This is a genomic window from Mycobacterium sp., assembly GCF_052144515.1.
Classification (GTDB): Bacteria; Actinomycetota; Actinomycetes; order Mycobacteriales; family Mycobacteriaceae; genus Mycobacterium.
Window position 1 is genome coordinate 1 of the sequence record NZ_JBKQQD010000143.1, and the last position, 13,152, is coordinate 13,152.

Sequence of the window (13,152 nt, forward strand, 5' to 3'; positions counted from 1 at the left end):
ATCACCATGCCCGGAGACCACATCGGAGACACTGAACAGCGACTCCGACCCGTCGTCAAAGTAGTGAAGATGGTCGTAGATCGGGTTGGCGGTGTAACCGGGAACTTCGGCTTTGAAACGGACCGAACCGAAGCCGTCGACGGAGGGGTCTTCTCCGAGTCCCCCTAATGTAGGACCTATCAAGCCGGGCCGCACACGACCAGGAGACCACGTGACCGCGTCTCCCGAGGCCGCCCCGACGTACAGATGCCCACCCGGCGACAGATGGAAGTCCGCAGCGGAATGCGCCCGGTCGGTGCCCGGCGAGCCGACCAGCACCACATCGTTTGTACGCATCCCGTAAGTCGCCGCATCCGAAACCACGGTGGATCCGTAGGAGTGGCCGACCACCGTCATGTGGGTAGGTTCCCCCTGGTGGGTGACCGCCAAGGCGTTCACATCGGCGGCCAATAGCCGGCCCCCGGTACGAGCCAGATTCGGCTGGTACAGGCCCGGGTCGAACAGGGTATTCGGCGCGTCGTAGCCCACCCACATCACCACCGCGGTTTGCTTGGCCCAGTCGGCGCGGGTGGACTCCTCATACAGACGCACGCCATCGGTGTCGGCAAGCGTTCCCTCGCACACACCTGAACCCGACCCGTCCACCAAAACCGCGGTGTTGGCGGCTGTGTCCGGGTTGCCTATCGCGATGGCTGCAGCCCCCACCCCACCGAATGCCTCGGGTTGATACCTCAAGAGGAACACCTCGGGAGGATGCCCCCGCAGGCCCTTCGCCCCCGCGGATGTGGCAAGGCCTTCTCGGGTGCGACGGGCGTTGCTGTACCGAACGATCGCCGACGCCGAAAGCCCGCAGTTGCCGGGGGTGCTCAATACATCGGTGACGGACACGCCGTACTGCTCGGCGATGTCCGCCACGCGATGCAGGTCGTCGTTCATCACGCCCTCGTTGATCTGGCTTCGGAAGTCGACCGGAATGCCGTTGAGGTTCCCCAGATCCGGTGGACGCTCGGCGATCAATCGATTTTTCTGCTCTTGGCTCAGCGATCTCCACCACCTGTTGACATCCTCGGCGGTCGTTCGCGCTGTCGGAAGCTGAATCAAGGCTTCGGATTTCGGTTCCCCCGGTGCATCCACCGACTGCTGGACCACGGTGTCCAGTGTTTTCCGCAAAACGTCTGAGTAGCTGCCGCGCAGCGAGTAAAGCTGCGCCAGAACAGCTTTGGTGCCATCAATGGCGCCCTGCTCGAGATCGGAGATGAGCGCATCAAGCGCCGATTCATCAACCGGGGCGAGCTGGACGCAATTGCCGAGGTCCGCCGCCCGGCCGACCTGGCTGTCGAGGTGCTGCAGGTGGGCCTCCACTGTCGAAATCAACACTTCGCCGCTGCGTTGCGCTTGAGCCAGGGTGGTCGCGACGGTTTCCAGATCGATCCCGATCTTGGCTAATTGCACGGACTGCGCTTCTAGCGACCTGGTCACGCGCTGCAATTCCGCGGAGTCGTTGATCGGCTGATCGCCGTTCTCGTGGTTCCAGGACGCCTCGAAGCGCCGACGGGCTTCGTCGAACGCCGCATTAGCTTCGCCGGTGTACCCACCGGCGTCGCGAAACGCCTGCGCGAGAGCGCAAATCTGCGCCGGGCGACCCGCTTGCAGGCTGTTGTTGATCACCCAGGGATCTCCGCCGACCTCGGCGATCAGATAAGGAATGCTTATGTATCGCAGCCGCATCGCACGGCCCGCAGGTCGGCGGCGTTGCGCTCATCCATGCCCGTGAATCCGCTGTCACAACGAACTGGCGCCGTCGGCGAGACCGTCGCCGTTGGTGTCGGTCAACCGGACGTTCCAATGGCCGTCACCGTCCGTGTCGACGTATCCCGTCGCGCCGTGCTCACCGGCGCACAGCACTCGGTCAGCCACCCCGTTGCCGTCGGTATCGAACAATCGGTCGTCGAGACGCCCGTAACCGTCGAAGTCGACCAACGGACCGCCGGTGTGCTCGACCCCGTCGAGCCCAAACCACCGCAACTGCCCGCCTCGGTCTACTGCTACCGCCCACGTCCCTGTTCCGTCATCGGTGAAGAACGCCTCGGGGGTGCCGTCATTGTTCAGGTCGAGCACGGCATGGTCGGCCAGCCCGTCGCCGTCGAAATCCGCCAGCGCGTCGTCGCGCATCCCGTCGCCGTCGAAATCCAGGCTGATCGCATCGAGCCGACCGTCACTATCCAGGTCGAGGTCGGGCTGGCCGTTCCACATGGCCGCGGCGCCGTCGTCACCGGCGAGGCAATAGTCCACGAATTGTCTGACGGCGCAACACCACTACGGGTTCCCGCGCGATCGCCACCAGGCCAGCAACTCCGCGGTGGCCTCCTCGGTGGTCAATGGCCCGCGCTCCAGCCTGAGCTCTTTCAGGTACGACCACGCCTCACCGACGAGGGGACCCGCCGGGATATCGAGCAGCTGCATGATCTGGTTGCCGTCCAGATCGGGACGTATCCGCGCCAGATCCTCTTGGGCGGCCAGTTCGGCGATGCGGGCCTCCAGCTGGTCGTAGCTAGCCCGCAGTCGGGCGGCGCGGCGCTGATTGCGCGTCGTGCAGTCGGCGCGCACCAGCTTATGCAGCCGGGGCAGCAGCGGTCCGGCGTCGGTTACGTAGCGGCGCACCGCGGAATCGGTCCACTTCCCGTCGCCATAGCCGTGGAAGCGCAGATGCAGGTACACCAGCTGCGAGATGTCTTCGACCATCTGTTTGGAATACTTTAACGCCCGCAACCGCTTTCGGGTCATCTTGGCGCCGACCACCTCGTGGTGGTGAAAGCTCACCCCGCCGTCCGGCTCGTGGCGGCGGGTGGCGGGCTTGCCGATGTCATGCAGCAGCGCCGCCCAGCGCAGTACCAGATCCGGGCCCTCATCCTCCAGCGCGATCGCCTGCCGCAGCACGGTCAGCGAATGCTGGTAGACGTCTTTGTGCTGATGGTGTTCGTCGATGGCCATCTGCATGCCGCCGATCTCGGGTAGCACCACCTCACCCATGCCGGTCTGCACCAGCAGGTCCACACCGGCGACCGGGTCGTCGCCAAGCAGCAGCTTGTCCAGCTCGGCTGACACCCGCTCAGCACTGATGCGGGCCAGCTGTGGGGCCATCTCTTCGATCGCGGCCCGTACCCGCGGCGCGATCGTGAAGCCCAGCTGCGAGACGAACCGCGCGGCGCGCAGCATCCGCAATGGGTCGTCGCCGAACGATACCGAGGGTGCCGACGGAGTGTCCAGTACGCGGTCCCGCAATGCCGCCAAACCGCCTAGGGGATCAAGGAATTCGCCCGGCCCGTTCGACGTGATGCGCACCGCCATCGCATTCGCGGTGAAGTCGCGGCGCACCAAATCGTCGTCGAGGCGGTCGCCGTAACGCACCTCGGGATTACGTGACACCTGATCGTAGGTGTCGGCCCGGAACGTGGTGATCTCCAACCGTCGGTCACCCTTGCCGACGCCGACAGTCCCGAATTCGATTCCGGTGTCCCACAAGTTGTCGGCCCATCGCTGCGTGATTTGTTGAACCTGCTCCGGGCGGGCGTCGGTAGTGAAGTCCAAGTCGGGACTCAGTCGGCCCAGCAAGGCATCCCGCACCGAACCCCCGACCAGGTACAACTCGTGGCCAGCGGCATCGAACAACGCCCACAGCTCACACAGCAGGGGGGCATGCCTATTCAAGGCGACCGCGGCCGCGGTCAGCAGCTCGGCATCCTGGGCGGCTTCGGGCACGTTCGAAAAGCCTAGTCGGGTTGGTTCGGCGACGACGGGGGCCGGGACGAGCCGCTGCCGGGCTTCAAGGTGAATTCACCGGCCGAGGAGCGATAGTAGCGTTGCACGCGGCAGATAGGGGGAGCGGTTGAGGGCGGTGCGATGCATCTCCGGTACATAAGCCGGGGCGCACTGGTCATGTTTGCCGGCGGCGACCCGTGGAAACTCACGCCACCCTCCAAAGCGGCCGGCCAGCCCAACGACGTGCCTGCTCCGCTGCCACCCACAGAGTTCGGCCCGGTCACCGACCCACCATCAGTGCCTCCACTCTCCGGTGGCGCAACCCAGTTTTAAAACCGGAGAAAGTGAGCCAGCGTATGCCCTTACCGTCTTTTGCCTGGGTGCGTGATCTGGATGGCCGCGCCTGGCGCACCGCGACGTGGTCAGCACCGTTCCTCGTCCAAGTCGTGTTGGGGATGCTGTTCCTCGCCATGTGGGCATTGGGTAAGTTACCGTTCGCTACGCATAGCGCTTATGAGGGCGAACGCGCCTGGATGCTCACCGCAACGGCCTGCACAATGCTGACGTCGTTGGTGTTCTTCGCCGCATTGGTGCAGTCGCCGGCACCGCGTCATCGCGCTCTTGCCCTCAGTCTCACGGGCTCATCCGCCGTCGTCCTTATCGGCGCGACTGTCTATGCTTACTTAATTTTGCGCTGAAAGGCCTTGTAATGAAGGACATTTCGGCGGTTGACAAATCAAAGAACCGTTATGGCCCCGTCAGCTTCGTGGTGGCGCTGGTACATATCCTCATTGTGGGTCTCTTCACGTGGCTCTTGATTCCTTATTCAATCGTGTTAGTTCTGCCGGAAGTGCTCGCATATATGGCGCTGTCCGCGCTTATTGCGAGGGGCCCGGAAAAATCGGTCAGGTTGGCCGCGGAATGCTGTTTGGCAGCCTGTCAGGGCCACTTTCGCTGATTATCTTTATCCCCGTCTGGATTATCGCGAAGGCGATAGGCCCGATCTGACAACGATCGCGACGGCGCCAGATAAAGCCTGGCGCGCGGTCGCGCACCGGACTAGCGGCGAGTATGTCCGGGAAGACCGGCACGTGCCAGCTACTATCGCTTGGGTGTCGGACGGCGAACAAGCCAAACCACGTCGGCGCCGGGGTAGGCGTCGCGGCTTTGGTGCTGCGGGTTCGGCCGAAAACACGGCCAGTCAAGCGGCCAGCGAATCGACAGCCCCGAAACCGCACCGCGCCCGCTCTCCGCGTGGCGGGCCGGAACGGCTGCGCACCGTGCACGAAACCTCCGCCGGCGGCCTGGTCATCGACGGTCTCGACGGGCCCCGTGAATCCCAGGTCGCGGCCCTCATCGGCCGCATCGACCGGCGCGGTCGGATGCTGTGGTCGCTACCCAAGGGTCACATCGAGATGGGCGAGACCGCGGAGCAGACCGCCATTCGTGAGGTCGCCGAGGAGACCGGAATTCGCGGCAGCGTGCTGGCCGCGTTGGGACGCATCGACTACTGGTTCGTGACCGACGGTCGTCGGGTACATAAGACGGTGCACCATTACTTAATGCGGTTCTCCGGCGGAGAGTTGTGCGACGAGGACCTCGAGGTCGCCGAAGTCGCGTGGGTACCGATGCGCGAGCTGCCGTCGCGGCTGGCCTACGCCGACGAGCGGCGTCTGGCCGAGGTGGCCGACGACCTGATCGACAAGCTGCAGAGCGACGGTCCCGCCGCACTTCCGCCGTTGCCGCCGAGTTCGCCACGGCGCCGACCCCAGACGCATTCGCGCACCCGCCATTCCGACGAACCCCCGGCGGGCCGGAAGAACGGTCACGGGCCGGGGACGTGACGGTGCGGCGACTCCGGTGGGCCGGCTTGTTGCGCCTCGCCGCAGTGGTCGGCATCGTGGCCGGTTTTGGGGGGGTGCTTACCGGGCTGACGCCGCACGCGGCGGCGGGCGAGCCCACCGCGACGCCGTTCGTCCTCGTGCGCATCGATCAGGTGACCCCGGATGTGGTCACCACCACGAGCGACGCCGTCGTCACCGTCAGCGGCATGGTCACCAACATCGGTGACCGGCCCGTCCGCGACGTGATGGTGCGGCTCGAGCACGCCGGCGCCGTCACCTCATCGGTCGACTTGCGCACCTCCCTGGACGGCGGCACCGATCAATACCGCCCCGCCGCGGACTTCCTCACGGTGGCGCCCGAACTGCAGCGCGGGCAGGAAGCCAGCTTTACCCTGTCCGCCCCGGTGCGCTCGGTGACCAAGCCGTCGTTGGCCATCGACGAACCCGGGATCTACCCGGTGCTGGTCAACGTCAACGGGACCCCCGACTACGGCGCGCCCGCCCGGCTGGACAACGCGCGGTTTTTGCTGCCCGTGATCGGCGTCCCACCCGACAAACCCGACGCGTTGGACGGTGCCGTGGCGCCCGACACCTCCAAACCCGTCTGGCTGACTATGCTGTGGCCCCTAGCCGACCGGCCCCGGCTGTCCCCGGGCGTACCCGGTGGCACCATCCCGGTGCGACTGGTCGACGATGACTTGGCGACATCGCTGGCCACTGGCGGCCGGCTGGACATCCTGCTGTCCGCGGCCGAGGTCGCCACCAGCCACGACGTCGACCCCGACGGCGCGGTCGGCCGCGCGCTGTGTCTGGCTGTCGACCCGGATCTGCTGGTGACCGTCAACGCGATGACCGGCGGCTACGTCGTGTCCAACTCCCCCGACGGCTCCGCCCAACAACCGGGCACCCCCACACACCCCGGTACCGGCCAGGCCGCCGCGACCACCTGGCTGGGCCGACTGCGCGCGCTGGCCCACCGGACCTGCGTGACGCCGCTGCCCTACGCGGAAGCCGATCTGGATGCCTTGCAACGCGTCCACGATCCGGGGCTGAGCGCAGCCGCCAGCAGCGCCGGCGACATCGTCGACCACATTCTCGACGTCGCCTCCACCCGCGGGGCCACCGTGCTGCCCGACGGGCCGTTGACCAGCAGCGCGGTCAACCTGCTCAGCGGCAACACCGGCACCGTCGCGATCGCGGCCGCGGACTTCTCCGCCCAGGACCCCGCTAACGGCTCGTCCGCCAGCATCGACACCGCGCCCCGGCGGTTGTCAGCGCAAGTCGTGGTCGCGCCGTTCGACCCGGCCGTCGGCGCCGCGCTGGCTGCGGCCGGGACCACCCCGACCTTCCCCACCTATGCGGACTCCGCGTTGACCGTTCGGCTGGCACACGACTCCGACACCGCGCGCCGCCAAGACGCCTTGGGCTCGATGCTCTGGCACGCCCTGGACCGGGACGTCGTCCCGCGCACCCAGATCTTGGTGCCGCCTGCGGTGTGGAGCCTGCAGGCCGATGACGCGCAGGTCATCCTGACCACCCTGGCCACGGCGATCCGGTCCGGCCTGGCGGTGGCACGGCCGCTGCCGGCGGTGATCTCCGACGCCGCGGCTCACAATGAGCCACCCGAGTCCGTGAGCGCCTACGCCTCGGCCCGCGGCCGGTTCAACGATGACGTCACCGCCGACATCGCCGGCCAGGTCGGCCGCCTGTGGGGATTGACCGCGGCGTTGACCACCGACGAGCGCACCGGCTTGACCGGCATCCAGTACACGGCGCCGCTGCGCGAAGACATGTTGCGCGCCCTGAGCCAATCCGAGCCGCCCGATACCCGTAACGGGCTGGCCCAGCAGCGCCTGACCGTCGTCGGCAACACGATCAGGGATCTGTTCGGTGCGGTGACGATCGTCAACCCTGGCGGCTCGTACACATTGGCCACCGAGCACAGTCCCCTTCCGCTGGCGCTGCACAACGGCCTGGCCGTTCCCATCAGGGTCAAGCTGCAGGTCGACGCACCACCCGGGATGAGGGTTACCGACGTGGGCCAGGTCGAGCTGCCGCCGGGATACCTGCCGCTGCGGGTGCCGATCGAAGTGAACTTCACCCAGCGGGTCGCGATCGACGTCACGCTGCGGACACCGGATGGGATGCGACTGGGTGAGCCGGTGCGGTTGTCCGTGCACTCCAACGCCTACGGCAAGGTGCTGTTCGCGATCACGCTGACCGCAGCCGCGGTGCTGGTTGTGCTGGCCGGACGACGGCTTTGGCACCGCTTCCGTGGCCAACCCGATCGCGCCGACCTCGACCGCCCCGACCCGCCCGCCGCCCGACGCACCGACAGGGTCGACCGTCGGGTGAATGAAAAGAACCGAGTTTGACGTCCTCCACTCCCGAGCGGGCCCGGCCACCAGCCCCGCAGCGATACCCACCGCAACAGCGACCGCCCCGGTCTCGCCGCGACCCGGCCTCGCCGCCGACGGGGCCCATTCCTCCCGTGCCGGACCTGTCGCGTCAGCGGCCCGAGCTGTCCGACGCCGCGCTGGTTTCGCGGTCGTGGGCGATGGCATTCGCAACCCTGATCAGCCGGCTCACCGGCTTCGCCAAGATTGTGTTGCTGGCCGCCATCCTGGGCGCCGCGCTGGCCAGCTCTTTCTCGGTGGCCAATCAGCTACCCACCCTGATCGCCGCGCTCGTGCTGGAGGCGACGTTCACCGCGATCTTCGTGCCGGTGCTGACCCGCGCCGAGCAGGCGGACCCCGACGGCGGTGCGGCATTCGTGCGGCGCCTGGTCACGTTGGTGACCATGCTGCTGCTGGTCGCCACCACGCTGTCGGTACTGGCCGCGCCGCTGCTGGTGCGGCTGATGCTGGGTCGGAATCCGCAGGTCAACGAGCCCCTGACCACCGCCTTCGCCTACCTGCTGCTGCCCCAGGTGCTCGCCTACGGCCTGACGTCGGTGTTCATGGCAATCCTTAACACCCGCAACAGGTTTGGGGCGACGGCGTGGGCGCCCGTGGTCAACAACCTCGTCGCGATCACGACCCTGCTCGTCTACCTGGCGGTCCCCGGTGAGCTGTCCGTCGATCCCGTCCAGATGGGCAACACCAAGCTGCTGGTGCTCGGGATCGGCACCAACTTAGGCGTGTTCGCACAGGTCGCGGTGCTGTTGATCGCCATCAAGCGCGAGCACATCAGCCTGCGCCCGATGTGGGGAATCGACGAGCGGCTCAAGCGCTTCGGCACGATGGCCGCCGCGATGGTGCTCTATGTGGTGATCAGTCAGCTTGGCCTGGTGGTGGGCAACCAGATCGCCAGTACCGCGGCTGCGTCGGGCCCGGCGATCTACAACTACACCTGGCTGGTCCTGATGCTGCCGTTCGGCATGATCGGGGTCACGGTGCTCACGGTCGTGATGCCGCGGCTGAGCCGCAACGCCGCCGCCAACGACACCCGTGGTGTACTCGCCGACCTGTCGCTGGCTACCCGGCTGACTCTGATCACGCTGATCCCGATCGTGGCGTTCATGACCGTCGGGGGACCGGCGATCGGCAGTGCGTTATTCGCCTACGGCCATTTCGGCGGGGTCGATGCGGGCTACCTGGGCGCCGCGGTCGCCATGTCGGCGTTCACCTTGATCCCGTACGGCCTGGTGCTGTTGCAGCTTCGCGTGTTCTACGCCCGCGAGCAGCCGTGGACGCCGATCGTGATCATCCTGGTCATCACGGCCGTCAAGATCACCGGCTCGCTGCTGGCACCGCACGTCACCCACGACCCGAAGCTGGTCGCCGCCTACCTCGGGCTCGCTAACGGCCTCGGGTTCCTGACCGGCGCGATCGTCGGTTACTACCTGCTGCGGCACGCACTCCTGCCAGCCGGCGGCCAGCTGGTGGGCGTCCAGGAAGTACGGACCGTCCTGGTGACCGTTGCGGCGTCCTTGCTCGCCGGGCTGCTGGCGCACGTGGCCGATCGGTTGTTGGGCCTGGGCGAGTGGACAGCCCACGGCGGCGGTGCCGGTTCGCTGCTGCGACTGTTGGTGCTGGCGACGATCATGCTGCCGATCATGGCCGTGGTCATGCTCCGGGCGCAGGTTCCCGAGGCGCAAGCAGCGCTCGGCGTGGTGCGGCGCCGAATCACCGGCCGGCGTGGCGCGTTGCGGCTTCCCAGCCCAACTCCGCCGGACCAATCGTCGAGGCGTAGTGCGGTCACGTACCCTGAGCAGAGAAATTCCTCCCAGCCGGTGGCAAAAGCGGTCCAGGAGCCGATCCGGCGCAGGCCTCCGGAACGGGCACCCAGCGCCCGGATAGCGAAAGGACCGGAGGTGACAGACCGCCCACGGGAGAGCGCCGGATCCGGCTTCGGGTCAGGCGCCGAGCTGCCCCGGCCGGCCGCCGACGACTTCCAGCCAGACATTCCGGCCGACCCCGAGCCTGGCCCTGCGTCCCAGCCGCGCCCGTCTGACCAGGTGAACGGCGATTTTTCTGCCGAGGCTGGGCCCGGGCCGCACCCAGACGACGTCCACTTAGTTCCCGGCGCCCGTATCGCCGATGGCCGCTATCGGCTGCTGGTGTTCCACGGCGGCGCGCCACCGTTGCAGTTCTGGCAAGCGCTCGACACCGCGTTGGACCGACAGGTGGCGCTGACCTTCGTCGACCCCGACGGGGCCCTCCCCCCGGAGGTGCTGCAGGAGATTCTGTCCCGCACCTTGCGGCTCAGCCGGATCGACAAACCCGGCGTCGCCCGAATACTCGACGTCATCCACACAGGGTCTGGCGGCTTGGTGGTCTCGGAGTGGATTCGCGGCGGTTCACTGCAGGAGGTCGCCGACACCTCCCCGTCGCCCGTCGGTGCCATCCGCGCGATGCAATCGTTGGCCGCGGCCGCCGACGCGGCCCACCGCGCCGGGGTCGCGTTGTCCGTCGACCACCCCAGCCGGGTACGCGTCAGCATCGAGGGCGATGTCGTGCTCGCCTACCCGGCAACGATGCCCGACGCCAACCCGCAAGACGACATCCGCGGCATCGGGGCCACGCTGTACGCCCTGCTGGTCAACCGGTGGCCGCTGCGCGAGTTCGGGGTGCGCAGCGGGCTGGCGCAAGCCAAGCGGGATTCCGCGGGCCTTCCCGTCGAACCCGCCGTCATCGATCGCGACATCCCCTTTCAGATTTCCGCGGTCGCCGTCCGGGCGGTGCAAGAAGACGGCGGAATACGCAGTGCGTCAACGCTTTTGAACCTGCTGCAACAGGCGACCGCGGTCGCCGACCGCACCGAGGTGCTCGGCCCGATTGAGGAAATGCCGCCGCCAGCTTCCCCCCGCCAGCCCGCCACGCGGGAATACGGCGTGTTCGGGCACCGGCGCCGCAACCTGATCATCGGTCTCAGCGCGGGCGCCGCGATCATCGTGGTGGCCCTGCTCGTGCTGGCGTCGGTGGTCAAGGGCATCTTCGGCAACCTGGGCGGTGGCCTCAACAACGACAAGCTCGGCCTGAACACGCCGACCTCATCGAGCTCGTCGTCGGAGGCCAGCTCCGCACCTGCCGGCAGCTTCGTCAAACCCACCAAGGCCACGGTGTTCTCGCCCGACGGCGACGCCGACAACCCGGGCCAGGCCGGGCAGGCGATCGACGGTGACCCGGCCACCTCCTGGCAAACCGACATCTATTCAGACGCTGTCCCGTTCCCCAGTTTCAAGAAGGGCGTCGGGCTGATGTTGCAGCTGCCCAAGCCGACCGTCGTGGGCGTGGTCAACATCGACGTCGCCAGCACCGGGACCAAGGTGGAGATTCGTTCGGCGTCGACGCCGGCGCCGGCAACGCTGGACGACACCAAGGTGCTGAGTCCAGCCACGGCGCTCAAACCTGGTCATAATGTCATCAAGGTCAATTCGAGCGACTCGACATCGAACCTGCTGGTGTGGATTTCCACGCTGGGAACGCTCGACGGTAAGAGCCGCGCCGAGATCTCGGAGATCACGATTCAGGCGGCCTCTTAACAGCTCTGAGGCGGGTGCGCGCGCCCTTGCGGGTGAAGTGCTGCGTGCCAACCGATTGGTTACTGTCCCGGCCGTGGGCTTCGGGGGCAACACCCAGCAGGAACGCAGTGACGCCGAGCTGCTGGCCGCTCACGTCGCAGGGGACCGCTACGCCTTCGCCGAATTGTTCCACCGTCACCGACGGCAGCTGCACCGGCTGGCGCGGCTGACCACCCGCTCCCCCGAGGACGCTGAAGACGCCTTGCAGGACGCCATGCTTTCGGCGCATCGCTGCGCCGGCTCGTTTCGGCACGACGCCGCGGTCCACAGTTGGCTGCATCGCATCGTCGTCAACGCCTGCCTGGACCGGCTGCGCCGCGCCAAAGGCCGCCCGACCATCCCGCTCGAGGACGTCTACCCGGTAGCCGATCGGACGGTTCAGGTGGAGACGGCGATCGCGGTGCAGCAGGCGCTGATGCGGCTTCCCGTCGAGCAACGGGCGGCGTTGGTGGCTGTCGACATGCAGGGCTGCTCGATCGCCGACACCGCCCGCATGCTGGGCGTCGCCGAGGGCACCGTCAAGAGCCGCTGCGCCCGTGGCCGCGCCCGGCTCGTGCAGCTGCTCGGCTACCTCAACACCCCTGCCGGTCAGCGGTAGCGCCGCCTTCCGGGGGCTGTGCATGGCCCTCACACTGTGCATGGCGGACACTGGGGCGGATGAGTGCAGGCGACGAAGATCCTCCCGCCGGGGGTGCGCACCCGCCGCTGACGGTGGAACTGCTCGCCGACCTGCAGGCCGGTCTACTCGATGACGACACCGCCGCCCGGGTGCGCCGGCAAGTCCGCGCGGATCCGGACGCGCAGGCCGCGCTTCGCGCCTTGAACCGGGTGCGCACTGATGTGGCCGCCGTGGGCGCCGACCCGGCCTCGGCGCCGGAGCCGCCGCCAGCGGTTGCCGCCCGGATTTCCGCGGCGCTGCGCTCAGCGAGCGGCTCGTGGACCGGCGGCGCCGCGCACTCGGCCCGTCCGCACGCGCGGCCCGCCCGACTGATCGCGGGAGTGGCCGGGACGTGCGCGGCGGTCGCTGCGATCGGGCTGGGCACGGCGGCACTGGTCAACGCGCCCACGCCCACTCCGAGCACGCAAATAACGGCCGAACACATCACGGTGTCAACGCCGCCGATGGCGATCCCGCTGTCGCAGGCCCAGATCCTCGGCCTGCTCGACCGCAGCCCCGACTACGGCCCGCCCGCAGGCCCGCTCAACGACCCGGCGCGGCGCGCGTCCTGCCTGACCGGCCTGGGCTATCCGGCATCCACCCGGGTGCTCGGCGCGCAGCCGATCGACATCAATGCCCGCCCCGGCGTGGTGCTGGTGCTGCCCGGCGACACGCCCGACAGCCTGACGGTCTTCGCGGTGGCGCTGAACTGCAGCGCGGCGGACACCGGTCTGCTGGTCAGCACCCAGATCCCCCGCGCCTAAGGGTCTCGCGGGGTCCTGAAGGGTGGGCACGACGCGTGCGGGAACACCCCCGCCTAGGCTGGCGTTCATACGCTTAGTTTTCAAGGTTTTTACGGCTTCAAG

The 13,152-nt window shown here is 67.7% G+C and carries 11 protein-coding genes; 7 read left to right on the forward strand and 4 right to left on the reverse strand.

Annotated elements, in window-relative coordinates; all coding sequences use genetic code 11:
• The 4 genes from ACLP9N_RS08385 to ACLP9N_RS08400 form a co-directional block, all read right to left on the reverse strand.
• A partial coding sequence (locus ACLP9N_RS08385) for a putative alpha/beta hydrolase (protein ID WP_442406959.1) occupies positions 1-1,728 on the reverse strand: 1,728 nt, incomplete at its 3' end.
• Entirely contained in the window at positions 1,710-1,766 is a 57-nt protein-coding gene (locus ACLP9N_RS08390) for a hypothetical protein (protein ID WP_442406983.1), read from the reverse strand. The genes ACLP9N_RS08390 and ACLP9N_RS08385, both read right to left, overlap by 19 nt.
• A gap of 16 nt (positions 1,767-1,782) precedes the next feature.
• A complete protein-coding gene (locus ACLP9N_RS08395; protein ID WP_442406960.1) occupies positions 1,783-2,292 on the reverse strand; it encodes a pullulanase in 510 nt (169 codons plus the stop codon).
• A 24-nt stretch (positions 2,293-2,316) separates the two neighbouring features.
• Positions 2,317-3,759, reverse strand: coding sequence for a CCA tRNA nucleotidyltransferase (locus ACLP9N_RS08400; protein ID WP_442406961.1), 1,443 nt, complete (start codon positions 3,757-3,759; stop codon positions 2,317-2,319).
• A gap of 344 nt (positions 3,760-4,103) precedes the next feature.
• On the opposite strand from ACLP9N_RS08400, the gene ACLP9N_RS08405 reads away from it, so the two are divergent.
• The 7 genes from ACLP9N_RS08405 (at position 4,104) to ACLP9N_RS08435 (ending at position 13,050) form a co-directional block, all read left to right on the forward strand.
• A complete protein-coding gene (locus ACLP9N_RS08405) occupies positions 4,104-4,457 on the forward strand; it encodes a hypothetical protein (RefSeq protein WP_442406962.1) in 354 nt (117 codons plus the stop codon).
• An 11-nt stretch (positions 4,458-4,468) separates the two neighbouring features.
• Complete coding sequence (locus ACLP9N_RS08410; RefSeq protein WP_442406963.1) at positions 4,469-4,717, forward strand: hypothetical protein; 249 nt, start codon at positions 4,469-4,471, stop codon at positions 4,715-4,717.
• Positions 4,718-4,871: 154 nt separating this feature from the next.
• Entirely contained in the window at positions 4,872-5,603 is a 732-nt protein-coding gene (locus tag ACLP9N_RS08415; protein ID WP_442406964.1) for an NUDIX hydrolase, read from the forward strand.
• Positions 5,600-7,978, forward strand: coding sequence for a hypothetical protein (locus tag ACLP9N_RS08420; RefSeq protein WP_442406965.1), 2,379 nt, complete (start codon positions 5,600-5,602; stop codon positions 7,976-7,978). Before ACLP9N_RS08415 ends, ACLP9N_RS08420 begins: the two co-directional genes overlap by 4 nt.
• Before the next feature lie 107 nt (positions 7,979-8,085).
• On the forward strand, positions 8,086-11,589 hold the full coding sequence (locus ACLP9N_RS08425) for a lipid II flippase MurJ (protein ID WP_442406984.1): 3,504 nt from the start codon (positions 8,086-8,088) through the stop codon (positions 11,587-11,589).
• Positions 11,590-11,662: 73 nt separating this feature from the next.
• The gene (gene sigM, locus ACLP9N_RS08430) at positions 11,663-12,226 is read left to right on the forward strand and encodes an RNA polymerase sigma factor SigM (RefSeq protein WP_442406966.1); all 564 of its coding nucleotides are present in this window, start codon (positions 11,663-11,665) and stop codon (positions 12,224-12,226) included.
• Between the two features lie 59 nt (positions 12,227-12,285).
• Positions 12,286-13,050, forward strand: coding sequence for a hypothetical protein (locus ACLP9N_RS08435; RefSeq protein WP_442406967.1), 765 nt, complete (start codon positions 12,286-12,288; stop codon positions 13,048-13,050).
• Positions 13,051-13,152 lie beyond the last annotated feature (102 nt).